Annotated in this window: 21 protein-coding genes; 4 read left to right on the top strand and 17 right to left on the bottom strand. The window is 33.8% G+C overall.

Annotated elements, in window-relative coordinates; translation table 11 throughout:
- Positions 1-49 precede the first annotated feature (49 nt).
- Positions 50-739 carry a hypothetical protein gene (locus BUB95_RS09015; RefSeq protein WP_073085683.1) on the top strand — a complete coding sequence of 230 codons (690 nt, stop codon included), beginning with the start codon at positions 50-52 and terminating at the stop codon, positions 737-739.
- A 4-nt stretch (positions 740-743) separates the two neighbouring features.
- Here the strand turns inward: BUB95_RS09015 and BUB95_RS09010 are convergent, their stop codons facing one another.
- The 5 genes from BUB95_RS09010 to BUB95_RS08990 form a co-directional block, all read right to left on the bottom strand.
- Positions 744-1,454, bottom strand: a complete 711-nt coding sequence (locus BUB95_RS09010; protein WP_143185582.1) for a hypothetical protein — start codon at positions 1,452-1,454, stop codon at positions 744-746.
- Positions 1,451-6,910 (bottom strand): T9SS type A sorting domain-containing protein, encoded by a 5,460-nt coding sequence (locus BUB95_RS09005; RefSeq protein ID WP_159432646.1) that lies wholly within the window; start codon positions 6,908-6,910, stop codon positions 1,451-1,453. Before BUB95_RS09005 ends, BUB95_RS09010 begins: the two co-directional genes overlap by 4 nt.
- Positions 6,911-6,943: 33 nt before the next feature.
- Positions 6,944-9,133 (bottom strand): hypothetical protein, encoded by a 2,190-nt coding sequence (locus BUB95_RS09000; protein WP_073085677.1) that lies wholly within the window; start codon positions 9,131-9,133, stop codon positions 6,944-6,946.
- Between the two features lie 26 nt (positions 9,134-9,159).
- The gene (locus BUB95_RS08995; protein ID WP_073085675.1) at positions 9,160-9,672 is read right to left on the bottom strand and encodes a T9SS type A sorting domain-containing protein; all 513 of its coding nucleotides are present in this window, start codon (positions 9,670-9,672) and stop codon (positions 9,160-9,162) included.
- 111 nt (positions 9,673-9,783) lie between these two features.
- Positions 9,784-10,431, bottom strand: coding sequence for an outer membrane beta-barrel protein (locus tag BUB95_RS08990; protein WP_073085673.1), 648 nt, complete (start codon positions 10,429-10,431; stop codon positions 9,784-9,786).
- A gap of 477 nt (positions 10,432-10,908) precedes the next feature.
- Here BUB95_RS08990 and BUB95_RS08985 point away from each other — a divergent pair, with 477 nt between their 5' ends.
- Positions 10,909-12,597, top strand: coding sequence for a tetratricopeptide repeat protein (locus BUB95_RS08985; RefSeq protein ID WP_143185581.1), 1,689 nt, complete (start codon positions 10,909-10,911; stop codon positions 12,595-12,597).
- 455 nt (positions 12,598-13,052) lie between these two features.
- On the opposite strand, the gene rimO is transcribed toward BUB95_RS08985, so the two are convergent.
- The gene (rimO, locus tag BUB95_RS08980) at positions 13,053-14,357 is read right to left on the bottom strand and encodes a 30S ribosomal protein S12 methylthiotransferase RimO (RefSeq protein WP_073085669.1); all 1,305 of its coding nucleotides are present in this window, start codon (positions 14,355-14,357) and stop codon (positions 13,053-13,055) included.
- 131 nt (positions 14,358-14,488) lie between these two features.
- Here rimO and BUB95_RS08975 point away from each other — a divergent pair, with 131 nt between their 5' ends.
- On the top strand, positions 14,489-15,556 hold the full coding sequence (locus BUB95_RS08975) for a serine hydrolase domain-containing protein (RefSeq protein ID WP_073085668.1): 1,068 nt from the start codon (positions 14,489-14,491) through the stop codon (positions 15,554-15,556).
- Here BUB95_RS08975 and BUB95_RS08970 read toward each other — a convergent pair.
- The 10 genes from BUB95_RS08970 to BUB95_RS08925 all read right to left on the bottom strand — a co-directional run bounded on the left by BUB95_RS08970 (position 15,553) and on the right by BUB95_RS08925 (position 22,610).
- A complete protein-coding gene (locus tag BUB95_RS08970) occupies positions 15,553-17,226 on the bottom strand; it encodes an amidase family protein (protein ID WP_073085666.1) in 1,674 nt (557 codons plus the stop codon). The two genes, BUB95_RS08975 and BUB95_RS08970, sit on opposite strands and share 4 nt — an antisense overlap.
- A 53-nt stretch (positions 17,227-17,279) precedes the next feature.
- Entirely contained in the window at positions 17,280-17,768 is a 489-nt protein-coding gene (locus tag BUB95_RS08965; RefSeq protein ID WP_073085664.1) for a hypothetical protein, read from the bottom strand.
- A gap of 3 nt (positions 17,769-17,771) precedes the next feature.
- Complete coding sequence (ftsY, locus tag BUB95_RS08960) at positions 17,772-18,746, bottom strand: signal recognition particle-docking protein FtsY (RefSeq protein ID WP_073085662.1); 975 nt, start codon at positions 18,744-18,746, stop codon at positions 17,772-17,774.
- 138 nt (positions 18,747-18,884) lie between these two features.
- Positions 18,885-19,037, bottom strand: a complete 153-nt coding sequence (locus BUB95_RS08955; RefSeq protein ID WP_073085660.1) for a DUF4295 domain-containing protein — start codon at positions 19,035-19,037, stop codon at positions 18,885-18,887.
- 6 nt (positions 19,038-19,043) lie between these two features.
- Positions 19,044-19,226, bottom strand: coding sequence for a 50S ribosomal protein L33 (gene rpmG, locus BUB95_RS08950; RefSeq protein WP_008271040.1), 183 nt, complete (start codon positions 19,224-19,226; stop codon positions 19,044-19,046).
- Positions 19,227-19,253: 27 nt separating this feature from the next.
- Complete coding sequence (gene rpmB / locus BUB95_RS08945; protein WP_073085658.1) at positions 19,254-19,490, bottom strand: 50S ribosomal protein L28; 237 nt, start codon at positions 19,488-19,490, stop codon at positions 19,254-19,256.
- A gap of 80 nt (positions 19,491-19,570) precedes the next feature.
- A complete protein-coding gene (locus BUB95_RS08940) occupies positions 19,571-20,818 on the bottom strand; it encodes a competence/damage-inducible protein A (protein ID WP_073085656.1) in 1,248 nt (415 codons plus the stop codon).
- A 3-nt stretch (positions 20,819-20,821) separates the two neighbouring features.
- Positions 20,822-21,163 carry an Hpt domain-containing protein gene (locus tag BUB95_RS08935; protein ID WP_073085654.1) on the bottom strand — a complete coding sequence of 114 codons (342 nt, stop codon included), beginning with the start codon at positions 21,161-21,163 and terminating at the stop codon, positions 20,822-20,824.
- 56 nt (positions 21,164-21,219) lie between these two features.
- Positions 21,220-21,831, bottom strand: a complete 612-nt coding sequence (locus BUB95_RS08930; protein ID WP_073085652.1) for a fumarylacetoacetate hydrolase family protein — start codon at positions 21,829-21,831, stop codon at positions 21,220-21,222.
- A gap of 2 nt (positions 21,832-21,833) precedes the next feature.
- On the bottom strand, positions 21,834-22,610 hold the full coding sequence (locus tag BUB95_RS08925; protein ID WP_073085651.1) for a 3'-5' exonuclease: 777 nt from the start codon (positions 22,608-22,610) through the stop codon (positions 21,834-21,836).
- A gap of 154 nt (positions 22,611-22,764) precedes the next feature.
- Here BUB95_RS08925 and BUB95_RS08920 point away from each other — a divergent pair, with 154 nt between their 5' ends.
- Positions 22,765-23,484, top strand: a complete 720-nt coding sequence (locus tag BUB95_RS08920) for a DUF6090 family protein (RefSeq protein WP_073085649.1) — start codon at positions 22,765-22,767, stop codon at positions 23,482-23,484.
- Between the two features lie 278 nt (positions 23,485-23,762).
- On the opposite strand, the gene BUB95_RS08915 is transcribed toward BUB95_RS08920, so the two are convergent.
- Entirely contained in the window at positions 23,763-25,091 is a 1,329-nt protein-coding gene (locus tag BUB95_RS08915; protein ID WP_073085647.1) for a dihydrolipoamide acetyltransferase family protein, read from the bottom strand.
- Between the last annotated feature and the right edge of the window lie 58 nt (positions 25,092-25,149).

Raw genomic sequence — 25,149 nt, 5'->3', positions numbered from 1 at the left:
TCACAAATAATTAAGCAAAAAAAAGTCTTTGTCTTTTTACCTTTACAATATGTCTCAAACCACAGTCATTTCATTTTTCTCATACAAAGGCTTTAAAAATAAATGGCAAGCGCTTGGTCGCATGGGAAGACCTCCACTTCTTAAAAAGGATATTTCTGGACTTACATTCTGGAAAGCACTTGGTGCTGGAAGTGGAAACGGATTTTCGATATGGCCAGATTGGTCTACCTTTGGATTATTAACTGTTTTCAACTCGGAAGACGAAGCAAATAAGTTTTTAGATTCAGATATTATTGAAGAATATCAAAGTAGCTCTGAAAAGCATAGTCACATTTTAATGCATTCTATAAAAGCACATGGTAAATGGAGTGAACAAGAACCGTTTAATGCCGAAGTAAAGTATAACGAATTTCAACCTATCGCTGTGATTACTAGAGCGACTATAAAACCAAAATTAGCTTATAAATTTTGGCGTTATGTGCCTTCGGTTTCTAAATCTATGGACGGACATGAGGGCTTAATTTTTTCTAAAGGTATTGGTGAATGGCCTATTTTTATGCAGGCTACATTTTCGTTTTGGAAAAAAGGAGAACACATGATGGCTTATGCGTATAGCAATAAAAAACATGCCGATATGGTTAAAAAAACCAGAGAACTCGGCTGGTATTCTGAAGAGTTGTTCTCGCGTTTTCATCCGTTTGAAGTGAGAGGAAACTTAATTGATAATATCTTTATTTAGAACTTTAGTTTAATACTTTAAACTGAAAAACCACAGAACTAGACTCGTTACCTTCTGCATCTTTAGTTGTTATGCTCCAATAATAAATAGTATCTGGAGTAACTGCAACTGATTGTTCTGTATTGGTAATATCCGCGTTACTCATTTCAGGAGGATTACTCGTTCCAAAATACACATCATAACCTACAATATCATCATCTACATCACTACCATTCCATTGTAAAATTACGGTACTTGTTGCTGGAATATTTTGTGCCATTATAGGGGCAATTATTTGTGCTGGAAAAGGTGGATACGTTTGCACGCCGACACCTGCATTATAGAAATTCCACGACTCACTAGTCGATATGTCGTCTCTATAGACATAACTGACAAACCACCTAAAAGAATTTGCGCGCGCTATAGTTATTGGCACCAAAAAGTCCGTAGTTTCTAGTTCTATAATTTCACCTGTATTTAAATTTTCAACTGTGACATTATAACTGTCTGCATTGTTATTGGGTACCCACTCAAATAATACGGTACTTTCGGTATCGGTTATGTTAGTTCCTGTAGTACACAATTCATTCTCTAAAGGAAAAATTAATTGAACACCTTCAACCTCATCCTGAATTTCTCCAAAAGGAATGGTTGTATCTATCATATCGTCTGTAGTATCCTTACATGAAGATAACACCACTAAAAAGACACAGAATATATAAACTAACTTTTTCATTCTTTAATAATTTTATGAGCTGTACGCATAGACTCTGATTGCAACATAATCAAATACATTCCTGAAGCTAAACTGCTAGTATCCAATTCAATATTACTACCGTGATTTTGAATAACCTTTGAAAAAATAAGCTGACCGAAAAGAGAATATATTTTTACATCAACTTCTTCATCTGGAATACCGTTATATATCTCTAATTCGTTATTGAAAGGATTTGGATAGACTAAAAATTCATCCGTTACAATAATTGTTTCTTCAAAAACACCTTGACACTCTAAATCTGTTGTGACTTTTAGCGTATTAATGCCTTGTTGCAGTTCTAACTGAAGTTCGGAGTTATAGGTTACAAAAGATTCTCCGTTAAACTCTACATTGTATCTTAAATTCCCTGACATATCAAGAGCCAATCTATTTGTCCCCGCAATTCTACTTGAAAATACCGATAATGGGTCTGGTTGCTCGATGATTATCGTATAACACAGTTCGTAATCTGGCCATTCTTCAATAGTGATACATAACTCATAAGTTCCTGCTAATAGATTAAAAATATCTACATCATTGGTAAAATTATAAGCTTGATTAAAATCGTCACTAGTTAAGGTTGCTGTGTAGTTATATACCTCTTGCGTTTCAATAGAAATGATTCCGTTATTGCTATTTAAGCAAGTTTCACTGGTTATAGAAATTAAAAAGTTGCCATTTGGTAAGTTTGGAATAGCACAACCAAATAAATCTACTGTAGCTCCAAATGGCGTTCCAGGACATAAATCATCAACGTTGGGTACACCATCATTATCAGCATCTAAACAAATAATTTGATAGGTTGCCGTATCGTCTTTACTCCAATCATCGTAAGTACCATCAGTGTTTTCTATAACCGCCGTAGGATTATCTACCAAAATACAGCCTAAGTCTGGATTGTTGGTAGCGTTGAATATTTGAATGTTTTGATTATTTCCATTTTGAATATTCAATTGGTCATCAATAAGCATATTTGATTGACAGAAGAGTATTTCTAAATTTATGTTTTGAGTTAAACTTAAACTACCAATAAGATTGTTCGAACAATTTAAATCTTCGAGATTTGTTAAGGTATCTACACTAAGATTTTCAATAGAATTATCTGAAACATTTAAATCTATCAGTTGCACATTGGCATCTACATTAATTTGAGATAAGTCATTCTTGGAGACATCTAAAACTAAAAGCTGCGTTAGGGAAGAAACATCAATTTCTGTTAGTAGATTATCTGAAGTATCTAAATCTACAAGTGCCGTATTATTACTTAAATCTACGGAAGAAATAGTATTAATTTCGAAATTAAGGTTTTGTAAGGCTATAAAATCTTCAATCCCAGTTAAATCTGAAATCTCCCTAGAGGATATATTTAGAAAAGTGATAGTTTCTATAGTTGCTGTCTGCACATAATCGTCTAGAGCTCCAGAATCAAAGCCTAAATCGATTAAAGCCTGCTCAAAGTTATCGTCTGGCACAAAGGTTTGCCCAAAAAAGCAATTATCAGAAAACTGAGCCGTGGCATCTATAAGCCAAGTTACACCTGCTGGTACTGTACCGTTATCTGTTTCGATACAAGTTAAATCTGGATTATTCTGAGCATCTAAAAAAGATAAGCTATTATTTTGTCCGTTCTTAATATTTAAAACTTCTAGCTGGTTAGACGCACAATTGATACTCGTCATATTTTGATTTAACTGAAAATCGAGCTCAGTTATCTGATTAAAATCACAATTAAAACTTTCTAACGATAGGACTTCACTTGGCAAAAATGCTGTAAACGAATTATTAGAAATATCTAAATCTGTAAGGCTGCCATTGTTACTTAAATCTAATGTACTAATCGTGTTGGAGGCACAGTTAATTGTATTTAGCAACGTATTATTTAAAACACTTAAGTTGCTTAATTGATTTTCTGAACAATTAAGACTGATAAGGTTAGTATTTTGGTCTATTATTAGTTCTGTAAGCGAATTATTAGAACAATTTAAAGTTTGCAAGGCCTCAAAATCTTCAATACCAGTAAGGTCAGCTATATTATTTCCACTAACATCTAAAATGATTAAAGCTTCAATATTAATAGTTGGCACGTAATCGTTTAGAGGTCCCGTGTCATAGCCCAAATCTATAAGGGCTTGTTCAAAATTATTATCGGGCACAAAGGTTTCTCCAAAATTACAATCAACATTATATTCTGTAGCATCATCTTTAATCCAACCTGCGCCGATAGAATTGGCATCATCTACTTGTATACAATCTAGATTAGGATTTCCTGTAGCATTTAAACTTGCGATTTCCGGGTTGATTCCATTTTGGATATTTAAAAAACTCAATAAATTATTAGAAACATTTATTGTAATAGTTTCAGGACAAAAATCTGTTTGGTTTGGTTGATATACACATGCCGAAATTGCCATCGTGCTTAAATCTAAGTCCTCTTCAAGTTGGTTATTGCTAAGGTCGATACGCTTTAAGCTTCCAAAGTTACTGGAAAGGTTGATGCTAGCTAAGCTATTGGCGCTTGCATTAATTTCTATGAGGTTTGTATTAGCTGTAAGGTCAATAGTAGTTAGCTCATTATTAGCGCAAGTCAGAAACTCTAAAAGCGAATTTGAAGCCAAATTGATTGAATTAATGTCATTAAAACTACAATTGAGTTGCTCTAACATTGAGTTTCCACTTAAGTCTAATTGGGTTAAATTATTTTGCGACAAAAGTACTTCTACCAAATTGCCATTATTCATCAAATTGATAGCGGTAATTTGATTATTTGTTGCCGAAAGAAAACTTAAATCTGGATTATTCTGAACGTTAAGTGCATTTAAATTGTTTGTACCACAGTTAAGAAACGATAAGGCTTGATAGCTTGTTACTACTAAATCTGAAAGGCTATTATTTGCGCAACTTAAACGTGTTAATGTTGTATTAAGTGTTGAAATAGTTGTAAGAGTTTGTAGCTGATTACTATCGCTATTTAAATCTTCTAAAAGTGTATTAGCACTAATATCTAAGGCAGATAGACTGTTGTTTGAACCATTTAACCTAACTAAGGCTAAATTATTTGACACATTGAGATTTGTAATATTATTGTCAGCACAATCTAAAACTTGGAGATTTGCGTTAAGACTAGTATCTAGATTTGAAAGGTTATTACCTCCACAAAACAATTCTACTAATGCAATTGTTCCTGTTGTGTTTAAAAGTCCATTAGCATCGTTAATATCATTAGTAAGGAAAAAATTAGAACTGCAATTCAATCGTTCTAGATTTACCATATTACTAACATCTAAATCATCTAAAAAATTACCACTACAATCTAATTCTACAAGAGATTTAAAATCTCTAATCCCTGTTAAATCCGAGATACCTTCATCACTGACATTAAGGGTTTGTATCAGTTCAATATTTGCTGTTAATACTTGCCCATCAATGACGTTATCGTAACCAAAATCAATTAGTTTTTGTTCGAAAACTGGATCTGGAATAAGTGTGATTCTATTATTAGCACAATCGTCATTATAGGACGCTGTTGTATCAATTTGCCAAGCCATAGGAATGTTTCCTAAAATTGCATTGTCTACGTTGATACAGAAAAGATTTGGGTTTCCTGTAGCATTAAAAGTTGCCAGACCAGCATTATTTCCATTAGCTATGCTCAGCGAGGTTAATGCATTATCATTGCATAAAATTGATGTTAAATTGGCGTTTATTGATAGGTCTAAATTTTCAATCTGGTTATTTGCAAGGTTAATTGTTGTTAAAGCCAAATTTGTAGTTAATTCTAAAACCGATAGGAAATTATCTGAGCAATTTAAGTTTACCAAAGCTGTAAAATCTTCAATTCCGGTAAGGTCTTCTATTGCTAAGCCAGAAATATCTAAATCCGTCAACATATTTATGTCTCCAGTAGGCACATAGTTATTAAGTGTGTTGTCAGAATCTATACCTTGGTCAATTAAGGCCTGTTCAAAATTGTCATCAGGTACATATGTCCCACAATTGAGGTTGTAATCTGCAGCAGCATCTTTTTGCCATCCAGCTGCACCGTTTGCAAAGGCTACATCGTCTACTTCGATGCAAAATAAGTTAGGATTGTTTAGAGCACTAAATGCTGTTATAGATGGATTATTGCCATTAACTAAGTTGAGTGCAAATAAGTTATTGTCATTACATAAAATGGATATTAAAGCTGTATTGTTTGATAAATCTAGACTTTCAATCTGATTAAAAGCACAATCTAAATCAGTGAGGAGCACGTTAGAGTCTAATGCTAAGTCTGTTAAACTATTTCCGGAACAATCAAGGTTTGTCAATAGAGTATTATTTGACACATCTAAGCTAAATATGTTATTATCTTGAATATTTAATACCAATAAAGACGTATTTGCAGAAAGGTCTAAATCCGTTAAAGCATTAGCCGAAATATCTAAATCTTCTAAAGCCGTATTTACAGATAAATCGACTGCTTCAATAGCGTTTCCATTACAATTTAAATTTACGAGTGCTGTAAAATCTTCAATACCTTCTAAACTCACAATTAAGGCACTTGAAACATCGAGAGTGGTTAAATTCTCGATATTTGCTCTTAACACCAAATTATCCAAAACATCGTCGTAACCTTGATTAATGAGCGCCTGCTCAAAATTATCATCTGGTACATAAGTATAAATGTCTACACATACATTTTCTGAAAAATATGCCCAATCGTCCTTAGCCCAATTATTTCCAGGCGTAAATCCAGCATCAATTTGAATACAAGGTAAATCGGGATTATCTGTGGCATCAAAAACAGAAACTAAATCATTAAATCCATTATTAACCACTAAAGCTGTTAGCTGATTTCTAGAGACATTAATTGTAGCAGAACCTTGACATAAGGTTACAGGGTCTGTTTGTGGGTCTGGGCATGCTATAGAATTAATGTTAGATAAATCTAAGTCTGTTAGACGATTATTGGAAGCGTCAAGGTTTTTTAAAACCGTATTGTTATTAAAGTTTAAAACATTTATTTGATTAGAGGAGCAAAATAGACTTTCTAAATTTGGATTGTTGCTAACATTGAGTTCGCCTAAAATTCGATTATTTGACACATTAAGAAGTCTTAAGTTGGCGTTAGCGGATACATCTATACTTGCAATCCTATTATTATTACAAACTAAAACTTCAAGAGCTACGAAATCTTCAATCCCAATAATATTTTCAATTTGTAATTCGATAATATTCAGTGACGTCACTGTCTGAATTCTATTAGTCAGAACCAAACTATTATTCTCAATTCCATCACCCATGCTTTCTGGATTACCAACATTAACTTCAGTTCCGTCCGCAGTATGAGTTTCAAGATAGTTCTCGAAATTAGCATCTGGAATTATCGTAGTCTGAGCAAGTAAAATTTGAAAAGTACTTATAAAAAATACTATTAATCTTATGTTAGTTTTCATGGAAAACATGTTTACTTGATTCTATTTCTATTATTAATCTTTCGTAAAAACTGATTTATGATAGTGTAGCTGTTTATCCAACTTATCTATTAACTCCGTTATTAACGTTTCTTTATAAGCTGGGTCATTATCAATTTTATTCCAGAAATAATTATTTTCGACATCAACACCATTAAGCACCATTTGTTTTCTTGCCATATCAAAAGCTTTTTGAATATCTTCTTTAGTTATTTCCCAGTAAACAATTTCTCCATACTCAGCCTGCGCAACTTCATATTTTCTGTTATAATAATTATTAATAGGTAATTCATTATAAGATTCATCTTCATTAAGAGCATTTAGAGGTTTTCCGTTCTTAATATCATTAAGTGCTTTATATATGTCGGCTATTTGAGTTTTCAATTCTGTGATTTCTTGAGACTGTATCGATATTTTATTTTCAAGTTTTTTTATAATTGGATTATTATCATTTTTATTAATACCAACAGCTACATTGATCATACTCTTACTAATAGCTTGATTATTTTCTGACCAAGCTACACCAACTATATGCTTTATTTGTCCAACTCTAATATCCTCTGGTGAGATGGCAACCCCAGTACCATCATTCATTCCGCTTGGTATGATATAATCACCAATTTTAACTTTACCATAAACTTTAACTGGTACTTGGCCCATAAAAGCTACTTTTTCGTACTCTGATTCCCTATCTTTTGGTGGCATATTTCCTAATACAATTGGTTTATAGGAAACCACCATTACGCGTTCTGCACCAATGACATTTTTAGAAATTTTTCCACCTTTCAAACCCACAATATCACCATAAGTAATATTTTCATTTAAATCTTCTCGTTTTAAATATTCGGCATAATCACCAGCCCCAGAAGCATAGGTTACACCTTGATAAATTATTTTATTATTATCATAAATAGCTTTATTGAGATTAGATCTGTCCAGTACAAGCGCCGCAAGTACTGTTTGCGCTGTAGCTGAGATAAGTTCTACTCCTGCAAATCCTATATCTGCTGGACCAGGTGAAGCTAGGCAACCTCCTAATCCAATACAAGCTCGAAAATCTGTGGACGCCTTGATTAGTTGCGCGCCAGAAATTACTTGATGTGCTATTGCAAAACCTAAATCAATCTCTGAATCGTAAATATCGAATTCTAACGAAGATTGATCAAATTCATAATCTGCATTATTACCAAACTCACTTGGTATCTCCCCTTCTATCCTACCCCATGGTGTATTACTCATTTGATCATAAAAGGTTATAAAATTTGTATCGTTAGACCGACTTCCATTTACTCTAATGGCAAGACCATTATTTCCGCCATCAATTAAAAGCGGATGATTTTCTATTGTATTTCCTTGGTTTGGCAGATTAGATGTAATTCTTACTTGATTTCCTTGACCATCTATGAGCGTTTGTCCATTTATGGTAGTTTGTCCATTGAGTACACTGCTTAAGTTTACAGTTAAGTTATCTACTGACATATCTCCGAAACTGGCTTGTCCTGTTACTGTTAAATCATTTAGAGCGGTTAAACCTAGTACACTTAAATCACTTTCAAAATTTGCATTACCACCAACTCTTAGACTTCCTGATAAATCTGTTGGGTTCTGTCCATTAACTCTGAATGCATTATTTATGTTAGTTTCTCCATCAACGGTTAATGTTCCAGACAGATAACTTGGTACATCTCCAGTAACTGTAAGGGCATCATTAAAATTTGCTGGTCCTTCCACAACCAATTCTCCGTTTAAAAATGTTCTATCATCGACAGTTAAAGTTCCTGTTGCTTTAATGTCTCTATGAAGCACGTATGGTAAATAGGTTAGCCTTTCATTACTTAGAAATTCGAAATTAGTACCACCTTCAAAATCTATTTCTACCCTTAGAAATTTTATCTCACCATCCCAATTAATCTCTTTAAACTCGTCATTATCTAAACCGATAATAAGATTAACTCTACCAAACTCGTCAGTGTCTACAGTTCGTGTCTCAACAAACAATGGATTATTCTGGTCGTTATTTGCATCTAGTATAGAAAACTTTATGGCAATGGTGGCGTTTGGCAAATAGTTCCCTTGAGAGTCTACGCCTGGTAATTCTAAATCATCTGGTCCAATAATAACCGCTTGATAAGATATACCATCTGTTTGCGAAAAAAGCAGTGTCGAAAAGCAAATATATAATGCTAGTAATAGTAATTTTTTCATGGCTAATTGTATTGTGTTAGTTGTTTTTAAATTTTGATAAGTTTTGTATTAAAGCGTTTTCTTTTTGAAGCGACTTTTAAGAAATAAGTGCCTTTTGATATGTTTTCAATCTGTATTTCTACGTCTTGTCTCGGCTCAAAGTTTTGATTGTAAATTAATCTTCCGTTGATGTCAAAAATCAACACCGAAATATCGCTTTGAATACGTTCTGTAAAAACAATATTTAATTGACGACTAAAAGGATTTGGATAAACCTTAGCTGATATTTCAGTAGTACTTAAGTTATTTATATTGGTAGCTCCCGTTAAAGGTTGCTGATAACCTTGTCGTAAGTAGTAGCCATTAGATTTATAAGTCCCTATAATACTAGATTGCCCAATACTTTGACTCACCTTATAAGTTCCTCTAGAAGTCTCTATAGTTTGAGAAGAACCTGCTACACCAAGATTTGACGATATAATTCGATAATCCGAATTATTTTGTGCTTGAAATACTTGAACACAACAAAGCAAAAATGCTAATCGTAGAAGTGTTTTCATAATTTATATTGTTTTTTGATAGTTGCAGATGACCCAAATCTATAATTAAAAACTATTAATAATCAGCTAATTATAGAATGTCCACCTTTTGTCTACTTATATTTAACAAGTTTAAAAATCACAATTACAATTCGGTAGATTGATTATAAAACCAATACCGAATTGGTGCGCATTAAGTCCTAATTTTTCTTGTGTACTTCCGCTATTAGCTAAGGTTGTTTTTCCATAATTGTAGACCGCAGAAATTGCCGCATACTTAGAAACTGGATATTGCATTTCTAATCCGCCTCTAAAAAAAACTATGGTATTATTAAACTCTTCATTACCTACTAGATTAAATACAGAACTATTTATTGTTTGGTTTCCTCTTACCATAATCTCTGGTGATACCGATACATTAGCAAAAAAATAAAGATCTCTTAATTGAAATAACTGAATACTCATACCTGCTTTAAGTCCCAAATAACTCACATCCCATTGAAAAAAGTTGTCTACACTATTCTCACTACCAATTGCACCGTAATTATTATAAGTTGCGCCAAGTGATAAAAACAATGTCTTGTTTGGGTTTATACTTTGCCTGTAACCCATCCCGTAATAGGTTTTAGAAATAGACAATAAATTATCTAAAGGTTGTCCCTGAGAATTTTCGTAATCGAATGAGGATATCGTTGTACCCAATTCGAGATATAGCTGTTGGCTAAAACATGAAAAACTAATGAGTAGAACAGCAAAAAGTGTCACGTGTTTATTTGGCATACCATATTGTTTTGTTTGTCGAAGATAGATTAAAAAAACACCGAAATGACTGAAAATCAGTCTTGTCCACCTTTTGTCCACCCCAAAATCATTAAAATTTTTAAAAAAATATTGAACTTTAATATAGGTGGACAAAACCTAATTAGCACACTTTATATTGCTGATTATCAAATAGATAAAAAATAACAAATACTATAATTACATAAATAAATTGAAAAACTAATCATTATGCTCTGCAAAAAGTCTCTCAAAAATGTCCTCGTTAGTATCTTCTATAAAAACTTAATCCAAAGTGTAAACATTGCAATTAAATATATCTGCTTACTATGTTTTATAATGTTTGGTATTAGTAGTCAGAGCCAGAACCAAAAATGGGTAGACAGCTTACAACTGATAATTAGATCTACAAAAAACGATAGTGTTAAAGCCAAAGCACAACTGACATTAGCAGAAAGATTAGTTTATAAAGATCCAAGAATGGCTAAATTATATATAGATGAAGCAAGTCTTATTTACAAAAAAAAGCCTTTTGTGCGTGGCTATGCAAGTTTATATGGCGTAAAGGCTAATTACTTTTATACACAGAGTGCTTATGACTCTTGCATGGTTTATTTAGAAAAATCTGGGAACGAATTTATGAAAATTGGTGACACTCTGTTGGGCGCAACAATAAAATCTAATTTAGCCCTAACCGTAAAAGTACTTACTAGAGACTATGATAGAGTTGAAGAGTTAATTGACGAGATAGAACCTATTGCCAGAAAATACAAGGACACATCCTTATTAGCAACCGCAATAGAAAATAGAGGCATCATAGCGCTTAATAGAGGTTATAGAAATATAGCATTAAAACATATGAAAGAAACTATTGAATTAAGAGAACAAGCCTTTGATTCGGTTTTACTGCCACAAGCCTATTATACTATTGGGAATCTATATCAAGATATGTATCAAAACAAAGAAGCTGTAAATCAGCTAGATATTGGTATAAAAATCGCCGATGCTATAGGACAAAATAATCAGAAAGCCCAATTGCTTAGAATGAAATCAATGTCGCAAATAAAATTATCTCAACTTGATAAAGCCCTTGAGAGTGCTTTAAAATCTTTAGAGCTTTCTAAAAAAATTAATCTAAAATCTAACATTCTATCGACCCTAATACAGTTAGCAGAAATTGAAATAAATAGAGAGAACTACAAAGAAGCTAAGGCATATCTAGATGAGGTAGAACGCACAGACGGCCAACAAAAAAATATTGGAATAGTCTATAATTATAATATAATGCGTGGTCTACTTAATACAGAAATTAACAATTATACAGAGGCCATAGCAAATTTTGATTACTGCATTTCTGAAGCAGAAAAAAACAATTCATATAGAAACTTAAAGAGAACTAAGCTCTTTAAGTCTAAAGTTCTCAATAAAATGGGAAAATATGATTTGGCATACGACTTATTGAAAGAGAGTATAAATGCTAGCGATTCGATTAATAGTTATTTAAGAACAAGCTTGGCCGAAGAGCAAAAAGTAATTTTTGAAACCAATAGAAAAGAGAAAGAAATTGCTCTTCAAAAATCTGAAATAGAACTACTCAAAGAACAAGAAAAAGTAGCTGAATCAAGATTTCAGCTTTTAGTAATGGGTCTCATTTCATTATTGGTGCTGGGAGGCTTATTATTTTATGCTATACGACAAAAAATGAAACGCAATAGATTAGAACGCCAAAAATTAGATAGTGATTTAGAATTTAAAGAAAAGCAGTTGACGACGCATGCGCTTCATCTTGCTCATAAAAATGAAGTACTGTTAGACTTAAAAGAGCAATTAAAATCTATTAAATCGGAGAGTAATAACACAAGAGGATTTCAAAGTATTATTAATAACATTAATCTAGATATTAATAACGATAATAATTGGGAACAGTTTAAATCTTACTTCGAAGACGTACATAAAGATTTTAATACCAAAATAATGCGAAACTATCCTGAAGTGAGTAATAACGATTTAAGACTGATGTCTCTTTTGAAGATGAATTTATCTAGTAAAGAAATAGCCAACATCCTAAATATCTCTGTTGAAGGCGTAAAAAAAGCGAGGTATCGTCTACGAAAAAAACTAAATCTGTCTACGGAAGAGTCGCTTCAAGAATTAGTTATATCATTGTAATTCCATATTTTAAATAAATATGTCCACGTTTTGTCCGGTACTATTATAGGCTAAGTCCACTTATTGTCCGTAGAGATTCTTTTATTTCGTTAAGACCATCATGTAAGTTTGTAGGGTCATTACAAATGACTACCAGTTTTGTGGTGTCTTGCGCTGGATATGACTGCAGACTTCCAGTTGCGGGGCGCTACAAAAACTAATGTTTAACCACAAAACACAAACATTATGAATTTCTCTAAAAACAAATCAAAACGTGCTAAGCGTTCTAAAGAACGATTAGCTTTTACAATTTTTCTAATTCTTTCAGCTGTATTTATATTTTCTTGAGTATAGATATCAAAAGTTGAAAACTTAAATTTTATAATATCAAATTAAATATCACGAAATCATGGGATTACTACTCTTGTATAAAATATATTGCCTAATAATAAAAGGTAAAAGAAAGCCCGCTTTAATTAAGAAATAACTTCACCGTATAAGTCAAAATCTTCAGCTTCTGTGACTTTAACAGTGGTAAATTCACCTGTTTTAAGATACGTTTTAGTAGCATCGATTAAAACCTCGTTGTCCACATCTGGAGAATCAAATTCGGTACGACCTACAAAGTAATTACCTTCTTTACGGTCAATAACTACTTTAAACTCCTGTCCTATTTTTTGCTGATTGAGTTCCCATGAGATTTGAGATTGAATTTCCATTATCTCATTTGCACGTTGAATTTTCACCGCTTCTGGTACGTCATCTTCAAGATTATAAGCATGAGTATTTTCTTCATGAGAATAGGTAAAGCAACCCAAACGCTCAAAACGCATGTCTTTTACCCATTGCTTTAGGGTTTGAAAGTCCTCTTCAGTTTCCCCTGGATAACCAACAATCAGTGTTGTTCTAATAGTCATCTCGGGAACTTTAGCTCTGAATTCCTTAAGTAATTTAGTTGTCTTTTCTTTAGTAGTTCCACGACGCATACTTTTCAAAATAGAATCTGAAATATGTTGTAACGGAATATCTAGATAATTGCAAATCTTCGGTTCATGATTCATAATATCTAAAACATCCATCGGGAAACCTGTTGGGAATGCGTAATGTAAACGAATCCACTCAATACCTTCAACTTTTACTAAGTTTTCTAGTAATTCAGCTAAGTTTCGTTTTTTATATAAATCTAAGCCGTAATAGGTTAAATCTTGTGCAATGAGTATTAGTTCCTTCACGCCGTTTGCTGCTAATTTTTCAGCTTCGGTCACCAAATCTTCAATTGGCGTACTCTTATGTTTACCTCGCATTAATGGAATAGCACAAAAACTACAAGGTCTATCACAACCTTCGGCAATCTTTAAATAAGCATAATTTTTAGGCGTAGTTGTTAAACGCTCGCCAATTAATTCATGCTTATAATCTGCGCCAAGGGCTTTTAATAAACCAGGAAGCTCAGTAGTACCAAAATACTGGTCTACATTTGGGATTTCTTTCTCTAAATCTGGTTTGTAGCGCTCACTTAAACAACCTGTTACAAAAACCTTATCCACATCGCCATCTTCCTTTTTTTGCATGTAATGCAAAATGGTGTTGACGCTTTCCTCTTTAGCATTATTAATAAAGCCGCAAGTATTAATAACAACCACATTACCTTCTTGCTCATGAACAATATCTTTTCCGCTGGCTTTTAATTGCCCCATTAACACCTCACTGTCGTATACATTTTTACTACAACCGAGTGTTACTACATTAATTCTGTTCTTCTTAAGAGTTTTTGTACGCATAGTCTTTTAAATCAGCATGCAAAGATACATAATGATTTAGGATATATAATTTTGATTCTACCATTTATGAATATTGAATTTTAAACTATTTTTATTTTTTGCAGTCTTAACTGTAACCAAATCAAAACACCATGCGAATAAGGTTTCTAATTTCTTCATTTATAATTCTATTTTCTTGTAGCTCAACTGAGAATATTTCTCAAGAACCTGTAGATAACAATACAGATATTTACTTTCCACCAATAAACTCTGATGAATGGGAAACAGTTACTATTTCAGAATTAAATTGGAATGCCTCTGAATTGCAGCCACTTCTAAATTATTTAGAAGAAAAAAACAGCAAGGGTTTTATGATACTTCACAAAGGAAAAATTGTTGTTGAAGAGTATTTCAATGGACATTCTGTATCATCGCCTTGGTATTGGGCCAGTGCCGGAAAAACCTTAACAACAGCAATAACTGGTATTGCTCAATTTGAAAATCTATTAAACCTTGATGATAAAGTTTCGGATTATTTGGGCGAAGGTTGGACGAGTATATCAAGTGATAAAGAGCAATTAATTACTAACAGAAATTTGCTGACCATGACTTCTGGACTAGATGATTTCTCTATAAATATCGCTGTCCAAAATCTAAATTATGTTGCTGATGCTGGCGAACGTTGGGCTTATCATGGTGTTTATGTAAAGCTTCAAGATGTTATTGCCCAAGCGTCTAACCAAGACTGGGACAACTATTTTAGCTCTAAATTAAAAAACAAAATTGGCATGTCGGGTGCGTGGATTCCTATGGGTTTGGCTAACGTCTATTGGAGCAATACGAGAAGCATGGCACGTTTTGGTTTATTAACTTCTGCAAATGGGAAATGGGAAAACGAACAAATTATTCCTGAAACCTATTTACAAGACGCGACAACAACATCTCAAAATTTAAATGAAGCTTATGGCTACATGTGGTGGCTTAACGGAAAATCAACATATATGTTACCACAAACACAGTTTGTTTTTCAAGGAAAATTAATTCCAAATGCTCCAGACGATATGTATTGTGCTTTGGGAAAAAACGACCAGAAAATCTACATCGTACCCAGTAAAGATTTAGTTGTTATTCGAATGGGCAACGCTGCCGATGATGATAATTTTGCCTTGTCTGATTTTGATAATCAACTTTGGGCAAAAATCAATACATTAATCAATTAATTATAGTCTTTCGGTGCGACTCTAGCTTTTGATGCTTGCTCATAAACATAAGCCCACTCAAGCAACTGTTTCTCTCGTAATCGACTAGAAATAAAGGTTAATCCCATTGGTCTTCCATTGTCTTGGTATCCCATTGGCACTGTCAATGCCGGATATTCTGCGACAGCTGCAAAACCAGCGTGATAGTTGTTAATAGATAAAAAACCATCTAGATTGTGAGCTCGCATTGGCTTGTCAAAATACTGTCTTCCATTGGTTTTTAGAGTGTCTTTAATACGCTCTAAAAAAGCAGCATCACCTTTATCGTTGGCAATACCTTTAAACAGATTTTGTCCATAAGGCATCGACGTTAATGAGTCTTTTAAATTGAATGCCATAAAATCTTCAATAGTTCGCATAGCTATGTCCTTATTCGCATAGGCTTCCATATATGCTGGTAAGTCTTTTTTCATATCGAGATTTAATAATCTTAGGAAGTTTGGCAAACCTAGTTTCTCTTCTTCGATTTCAACAATAACGGCACCTTGCTCTTTTAAATCTTCTAAAGCTTTGACATATAAAGAATCCTCTAGTAAACGCTTAGGAGCTCCAAAACGCTTACCATTAATTCTTGCTTTTTTTAAGTCTTCATAATAAAATCCATTATCTAAAAGTGGATTAATAGCTTTAGAATCTGAAGTATCTACTCCAAAAATAGCATCTAACAAAATAGCATTATCCATTACGGTTTTTGTCATTGGACCTGCGGTATCTAAAGTTGAAGAAATTGGTACTACACCAGTACGGCTTACTAAACCAATTGTAGGCTTTAGTCCAACAATAGAATTACTACTCGCTGGCGATAAAATAGAGCCCGAAGTTTCACTACCAATTGCCGCCGCTGCAAAGTTTGCAGAAACGGCAACACCAGAACCAGAACTCGAACCGCCAGTATCTATAATTCTGCGCCCGTAAGGATTTAAAGTTTGTCCGCCAATTGCCGAATAACCGCTTGGGCAATCGCCGCAGAAAAAATAGGCCCATTCGCTCAGATTGGCTTTTCCAAGAATCAACGCACCTTTAGATTTTAATTGTTTGGTTAAAAATGCATCATTCGTTTTGTTATTTTTTAAAGCTGCCGCTCCAGCTGTTGTGACCATGTTCGCAGCATTAATATTATCCTTTAATAGAATTGGCATCCCAAAAATGGGGTGCATACCTTCTTCAAATTCCGTTTCATCAACTTCTTTAGCTTCTTTTATGACATTTGGGTTTATTGAGATAACTGAATTTAATGACAAATCATTTTCTCTGTCAAATTTTCTAATACGGTACAAATAGAATTTTGTGAGTTGCTCGTAATTAAACTTCCCATCAGCAATATGCTTTTGAAGCGTCATCATATCACTTTCTAAAACCATTGGTTTTAGTCGGTTGTAATCGGCTTCTTTAAAGTCCTCCATCTGAGGGTTAATACGCTCCCAGATTTCAGCTTTTGTAATCAACTTTGAGTCTAGAACTTTAAACTCTCTAAAATCTTTGGTTGAAATAGCACTTAAATCGTCATCTGTTTTTGTATTGTCAACTACAGTTTCTGATTCAGTGATTGGTGTGCGTGCTTCATTAGATTTTGAAGCATCTTTACATGAGAAAATAAAAAGCAATAGAAATAAAGAAAGGTACTTAGTCATGGTTCGTATTTTTTATAAAAATACGAAAAAGACCTATCTTTAAAAATAAGTAGCTAGTAACCTAATTTCAGCAAATGAATAAAAGAATTAACGTCTTTTGTTACGAACTCACCTGCTATTGACATATAACGTCCTTCGTTGTTAATTACTACTAATCCATAACAAGAATTAGCTTTTTCAAAAAAAGTCTTTAAAATAAAATCTTCAAAGTCGATATAACTACTTTCTAAGTCTACATAGGCTTTTACTTTTTCAGCATCTGATGAAACGAGGATATTCCTAGTACTTTTTTCTTCGATAGACTCACTAAATTTGGCAATTGCCCTATTTGTCTTACTTAAATTCTTGTAGTTGTCGTAGTGGCATTTATTTTTAGGTTGTCTAAATGATATAACCAAAAAATCTTCTTTATTCCAGCCATAATTTTCTTTTAAAAAGCTTATCGCTTTTTCATCTATTTGACCTTTATTAATCTTTCCTCCATAGGATTCAAAATTTAAAAAGGAAAATGATAATAAGACAAAAACAAGTGTTTTTTTCATAATCTATTTAAAAAACGAATCCACAAATTCATATTTATTAAAGACTTGCAAGTCTTCAATACCTTCGCCAACACCAATGTATTTTACAGGAATTTGAAACTGGTCACTTATACCAATCACAACACCACCTTTTGCAGTACCATCCAATTTGGTAACAGCAAGCGACGTTACTTCCGTTGCCGCGGTGAATTGTTTGGCTTGCTCAAATGCATTTTGACCTGTAGAACCATCTAAAACGAGAAGTACATCGTGTGGTGCATCGCCAACTACTTTTTGCATGACACGTTTAACTTTAGTTAGCTCATTCATTAAGTTGACTTTATTATGTAAACGTCCTGCCGTATCTATAATAATAACATCCGCATCTTGGTTAACTCCAGATTGTAAAGCATCAAACGCAACAGAGGCTGGGTCACTTCCCATTTCTTGACGAATCATTGGTACGTCTACTCTATCTGCCCAAACTTGTAATTGGTCTATCGCTGCAGCTCTAAAGGTATCTGCTGCACCAAGAACCACTTTAAGTCCTTTTTTCTTAAACTGATACGCTAACTTTCCAATGGTCGTTGTCTTGCCAACTCCATTAACACCTACGACCATAAGTACGTAAGGCGTTTTCTTTCCATTTTCTTGTGCTGGTAATTCGGGAATGGTATAATCGATATCTTCACCCGAATTGGTTTCGGATAATAAACCTGCGATTTCTTCCCTTAAAATCTGATTAAGCTCTGATGTACCCAAATATTTATCTTTCGCCACTCTAGCTTCGATACGTTCAATGACTTTAAGTGTTGTATTTACACCAACATCACTGGTGACTAGGATTTCTTCAAGATTATCTAATACATCATCATCGACTTTAGATTTTCCTGCTACAGCCTTGTTAAGTTTGTTGAAAAATGAGGATTTAGATTTCTCTAAACCTTTATCTAGGGTTTCTTTCTTTTCTGAAGAAAATATTTTTTTGAAAAAACTCATGTAAATTAATTTCTTGAAGTGGAACAACAACCTTGCCTTTATTAATGCTCTGCTAAGTTGTCAGATACTGTTCAAATATAGACATAAAAAAACTGCTTTCAAACGAAAGCAGTTTTCTAAAACATTAGTGTCTAATGCTTATTTCTTTGCTAAAAACTCATTGACAAATTCTGGTGCCATTACTGACTCCACAAAAGTGTAAGCACCAGTTTTTGGTGACTTAACCATTTTGATAGCTTTTGTCAAACGTTTTGATCCTGTCTGTAACGACGCTACTGATTTCTTTGCCATGACTTATTATTTTATCTCTTTATGAACTGTCATACGCTTAAGTATTGGATTAAATTTCTTAATCTCCATACGGTCTGGCGTATTCTTTTTGTTTTTTGTAGTAATATATCTAGAAGTCCCTGGTTGTCCGGAAGCTTTGTGCTCTGTGCACTCTAAGATAACTTGTATTCTATTTCCTTTTTTTGCCATTGTAAATTGACTTTAGCGCGAATGCTATTATTTGTAAAATCCTTTTGCTCTAGCTTCTTTAAGTGCAGCAGTGATACCAATTTTATTGATAGTCTTTAATGCAGATGTAGAAACCTTTAATGTTACCCACTTATCCTCTTCTGGAATGTAGAAACGCTTCTTCACTAAGTTTGCATCAAACTTGCGTTTTGTCTTATTCATGGCGTGAGATACATTGTTCCCAACCATTGCTTTTTTCCCAGTAAGTTCACAAACTCTTGACATTGTATTCTTCTTTAGGTATTCGTTATTTTTAAACAGGGTGCAAATTTAGTAAAACTTTACGTTTCAACAAATATAAAGTATTACTTTTTTGAAATTTCTTTTTGAAGCATCTCAAAGGCTTTATTAGTAGCTTTTTTAATAGTCTTTTCGCGTTGATTACTAAACTTAAAAACCTCAGCATATACATGGTCTTTTGAAGCTATGCCTATCCAAACTGTACCAACTTCGGCATCTGCATCTCCTTTTGATGGCCCAGCATTTCCTGTTGTACTTATGGCAAAATCGGTATCGTATAGCTCTAAAACACCTTTTGCCATAGACTTAGCGACTTGCTCACTTACTACCGAATGTGTTTTTATATCCTCTTCAGATACACCAAGAATTCTAGATTTTGACTCCGACGCATAACTTACAACGCTACCTTTAAAATATTTTGAAGCTCCTGCATTTGTAGTAATAGCTTGAGATATACTTCCTCCAGTACAGCTTTCGGCAACAGCTACTGTTTTTCCCATTTTAGTCAATTGCTTTCCTAATAATGCTTCTAAGGACAAATCCTCTTCATAGCCTACAAAGATATCTTCTATTTGAGGTAATAGTAATTCCACCTGCTTTTGCATTTCTGCATTAAGCACGGCTTCATTTGTATACTTACCGGAAAGTCTTAAACGTACGCGTCCTAAATTTGGTAAGTAAGCAAGCTTTATGAAATCTGGAAGATTATCTTCAAATGCCTCAATTCGATTGGCAATAGCACTCTCACCCAAACCGTAAGTCAATAATGTTTTATGAGCGATGTACGGAAATTGAAAACGTTTTTGCAATTTAGGAATCACCTCATTAGTAATCAAAGCTTTCATCTCATAAGGTACGCCTGGAAGTGACACAAATACTTTATCGTTTTTCTCTAACCACATACCTGGCGCCGTACCAAATCTATTTGTTAAGACCATGCTCTTTGATGGCACTAAAGCTTGTTGCCTATTAATATCTGAGATTGGTGTATTGATATATTTTGAAAATAAATGCTCTATATGTTCTAAAACGACATCGTTTTGTACTAAGTTATCATCAAAATATTCGCAAATGGTATGTTTGGTAATATCGTCTTTGGTAGGACCCAAACCGCCAGTAATAATAATGATATCAGCATTCTCTTCAGCCTCTTTTAGGGATTTAAGAATGTGAGCTTTATCATCTTGCACAGAGGTAATCTGGTAGACAGAAACACCAATTTTATTGAGTTCCTTCCCTAGAAAAGCAGAATTTGTATCTATAATTTGGCCAATGAGAATTTCATCGCCAATGGTAATGATTTCAGCATTCATAGTTTACAGACCAAAATCTTGACGCATTTCGTTTACTGTGTTTTCTACAGCAGTCAATAATGCTTCAAGTTGTTGAGTAATATCGTTATCTGTTTGTTCAAACTTACCCCAATCTTGTACTTCGATTAACTGGTCATAAACACCAAGTTCAAACAAGTCTATGGTTGGCTTCATTTTATGTGCTGCTTGATAAGTCTCTTTGTAATCTTTTGCTGGTACAGCCACGCGCAAACGTTCTGCATCTTCAGGGACTTCCTCTAAAAATGCACCTACTAATGCCAGTACGAAATCCTCATCGTTATCGGCTAGTTCTCTTACGCGGTCTAATTTATAATGTTGTGCCATTACTCGATAATCGAGATTAATAATGATTTGAGTTTAGCCTCAAAATCAAAAAGTTATTACTTCACTTTTATTGAAAACAATTCTTCATCTTCTATGAAGCCTTGCAACTGGTCGTTAGCAAAAACTTTGCCAACTCCTGCCGGTGTTCCTGTAAAGATAATATCTCCAATCTTTAAAGTGAAATATTTTGATACATATTCGATAAGCTCATCGACTTTCCAGAGCATGAGTTGTGTATTTCCTGATTGTACAACTTCATCATTCCGTTTTAAACTAAAGTTGATATTATTGATATCCTGAAACTTAGACTTTGGCAACCATTTACCAATTACCGCCGCACCGTCAAAAGCTTTTGCTTTTTCCCACGGCAAACCTTTTGCTTTTAAATCGGCTTGCAGATCTCGTGCTGTAAAATCAATACCTAAACCAACTTCATCATAATATTTATGTGCAAACTTTTTATCGATGTACTTCCCTACTTTATTAATCTTTACCAAAAGTTCTACTTCATGATGCACATCGTTAGAGAACTCAGGAATAAAAAAAGGCTGTTTTTTAAGCAGAATGGATGTATCTGGCTTTAGAAACACAACAGGGTCAGTTGGTTTCTGATTTTCTAATTCTTCAATATGTGCCGTATAATTTCGGCCAATGCAAATAAGTTTCATGTTTAGCTCAACTTGTTATTAAACTGACTTAATTTAATGGCTGTTAATACTTTCTTTGTATATAAAGGGAAATCGGCATTAAGCAACCAACCAAAATAACCTGGTTCTTGTTCTAAAACGTCCAATACTTTTTTGCCTTTATGTTTTCCGAACGAAAAGCATTCTTCGCCCTCTTTATTATAAATGATAAAACCTGCAAAATCAGCAAACTTTTTACGAGAACTGAATTCCGCTAAAAAATTAGCGTTGTTCTCTAAGTTGTCATAACGGTCTAATTGCGCTTTTAACACTTCGTAAGTGGCTTTAGTGTCTGCCTCTGCCGTATGCGCATCATCTAGATTTTTATCGCAGTAAAATTTATACGCAGCACTTAATGTACGTTGTTCCATTTTATGAAATATAGTCTGCACATCTATAGATTGTCTATTTTTCATATCAAAATCTATCTCGGCACGTAATAGTTCTTCTGCTAGCAACGGAATATCAAATCGATTAGAATTAAAACCTCCTAAATCTGAATCTTTAATGATATTATGAATCTCTTTTGCCAATTCTTTAAATGTCGGTGCATCCTTTACATCTTCATCCGAAATACCATGAACTGCTGTTGTCTCAGGTGGAATAGGTATCGTAGGGTTAACACGTTTTGTATAGGTTTCTTCTTTTCCGTTAGGATGTACTTTGAGAATAGAAATTTCTACAATACGGTCTTTAGAAATATTGACACCTGTGGTTTCTAAATCGAAAAAACAAATGGGTTTGCTTAAGTTGAGTTGCATAGTCTGATTTTGTGAACTGCAAAGATATGGAGATTAAAAGTATTCATCTTGACTTTATAAAATTTAAAAGCTAACTTCGTTTAACAATCGATATAGTTCATTATTAACAAACCATATCTAAACGTTGTGCTTCATTATGACAAACCGCTAACCAATGATAAAATTCTTTAGAAAAATTAGACAAAAACTACTCTCTGAAAATAAGTTCAGTAAATATCTAATTTATGCAATCGGAGAAATCGTTCTTGTAGTTATTGGAATTTTGATTGCGCTTCAGATTAATAATTGGAATGAAAACAGAAAAAACGAAAACCAAGGAATTATTCAAAAAAAAGCACTAAAAATTGAATTGGAAAATGATTTAGAAACCTTTAAATCAGACTTAGACTATGTAAAGAAAGAATTGAAAATTAATAAATCGTATGCTAAACGTTTAAGTAGTAAAACTTCTAACTTAGATACACTTGTGAAAATTGTTAGATACGAATTCGATGGTACTTATAACTCATTAAATGAACTCAATAAAACAACGTTTAATTCCTTAGAGTCTACAAGTAAACTTGGTATATTAGGAGATGATTTAGCAAAAAATATACAGAATTATTACAATACTAGAGACAATGGTATAGAAATTCTTTCAAATAATCGGGAGCTTTATTTTAGCTTATTGGAGCTAACTATACCAAAATATCCTACAAACTGGTCTAGTATTCAGGGGCATCTACAAGATATTTATTGGGAAAAGATAAACAAGAATACTCTTTATGGTGACTTTAATGGTCTTTTGACAATGCGAATATTTAATTTGGATGTGAGAAAAAGAGTGGTTGAAGATTTAATTACTAAAACAAATCATTTGCTTAAAGAGCTTTAGTATGTGTAATGAAAAAACAATAAATAACGAAAGCACAACAATGGCTATAAGTAATTGCTTGTTCTTGCCTACTTCTGAAAATCCTCGCGGATTTTCAGTTTGGTGTGTACTTGCAAAGTTAATCGCTAAACCACGCAACTACTCATAGCCTTGACCGTTAAACGACATAAAAAAAGCACAGTAAAAACTGTGCTTTTTTTGTATTTTATTATGAGATGCTCACTTCGGGAGCGCTTCGACAAGCTCAGCATGACACCTCAGTGATCAAAATTATAAGTCTAAATCTCTCTATCCATATCCCAAGACTCTAGATAATCTTTTACGGCTTTTACAAACTGTCCGCCAAGTGCACCATTAACCACGCGGTGGTCGTAAGAATGTGATAAGAACATACGGTAACGGATGCCAATAAAATCGCCTTCAGGAGTTTCAATCACTGCTGGCACTTTACGTATGGCACCTAATGCCAAAATACCTACTTGCGGTTGGTTAATAATTGGCGTTCCCATAATACTACCAAAGGTACCCACATTGGTTACGGTGTATGTTCCGCCTTGGATATCGTCAGGGTTTAGTTTTCCAACGCGTGCACGGTTAGCCAAATCGTTAACCTTTTTAGCCATTCCTAAAAGATTCAACTGGTCTGCATCTTTTATTACAGGAACTATTAGATTTCCGTCTGGTAAAGCTGCTGCCATACCCAAATTAATGTGTTTCTTTTTAATGATACTATCACCTTGTACAGAAATATTCATCATCGGGAAATCACGTAAGGCTTTTGCCACGGCTTCCATAAATATTGGTGTAAAGGTTAAGTTTTCACCTTCACGCTTTTTAAAGCTGTCTTTATGCTTTTTACGCCAGTTCCAAATGTTAGTGACATCTGCTTCTATAAACGATTGCACATGTGCAGAAGTTTGTACAGAATCAACCATATGCTTCGCCACCAATTTGCCCATACGGCTCATCTCAACGATTTCGTCGCTGCCACTAGCTATTGCTGGTGTAGATTTTTCTTTAGAAGGTACTTTTTGTTCAGAAGAGGACCTTTCGACTGCGCTCAAGGTGACATTTTCTTCTATTTTTGACACAGAACTTCTACTTTCTAAATAGGCTTTAATATCATTTTTAGTCACACGGCCATCTTTTCCAGTACCACCAATACTATCAAGCTCCGTTTGAGAAATACCTTCTTGCTTTGCTATGTTTTTTACTAATGGTGAGTAGAAACGTTCTCCTGTAGACTCTATTGGCGCTACAGTTTCTTTGGCAGCGGTAACGGTTTGAGCAACTTCAGCCGCTTCTTTTACAGGCTCAGCTTTTGGAGCTTCAGCAGCAGGTGCTTTTACTTCAACAGTTTCTCCACCTTCAGTTTCTATAACAGCAATGGTTTGCCCAACTTGCACAACATCATCAACATCGAATAATTTTTCGACCAACACACCATCAACTTCACTTGGCACTTCGCTATCTACCTTATCTGTAGCAATCTCTAAAACCGCTTCATCAGCTTCAATAGTTTCGCCAACATCTTTAAGCCACGAGGTTATTGTTGCTTCTGCAACACTCTCTCCCATCTTAGGTAACTTTAGTTCAAACTTTGCCATATCTATAATTTGGTAGTCGTTATTTTATAATCGAATGCAAAATTAATAAAAAAACAGA

Source organism: Winogradskyella jejuensis (assembly GCF_900129745.1).
Lineage (GTDB): Bacteria > Bacteroidota > Bacteroidia > Flavobacteriales > Flavobacteriaceae > Winogradskyella > Winogradskyella jejuensis.
The sequence above is the reverse complement of the archived record's forward strand: the minus strand, read 5'-3'. Positions and strand labels throughout refer to the sequence as shown.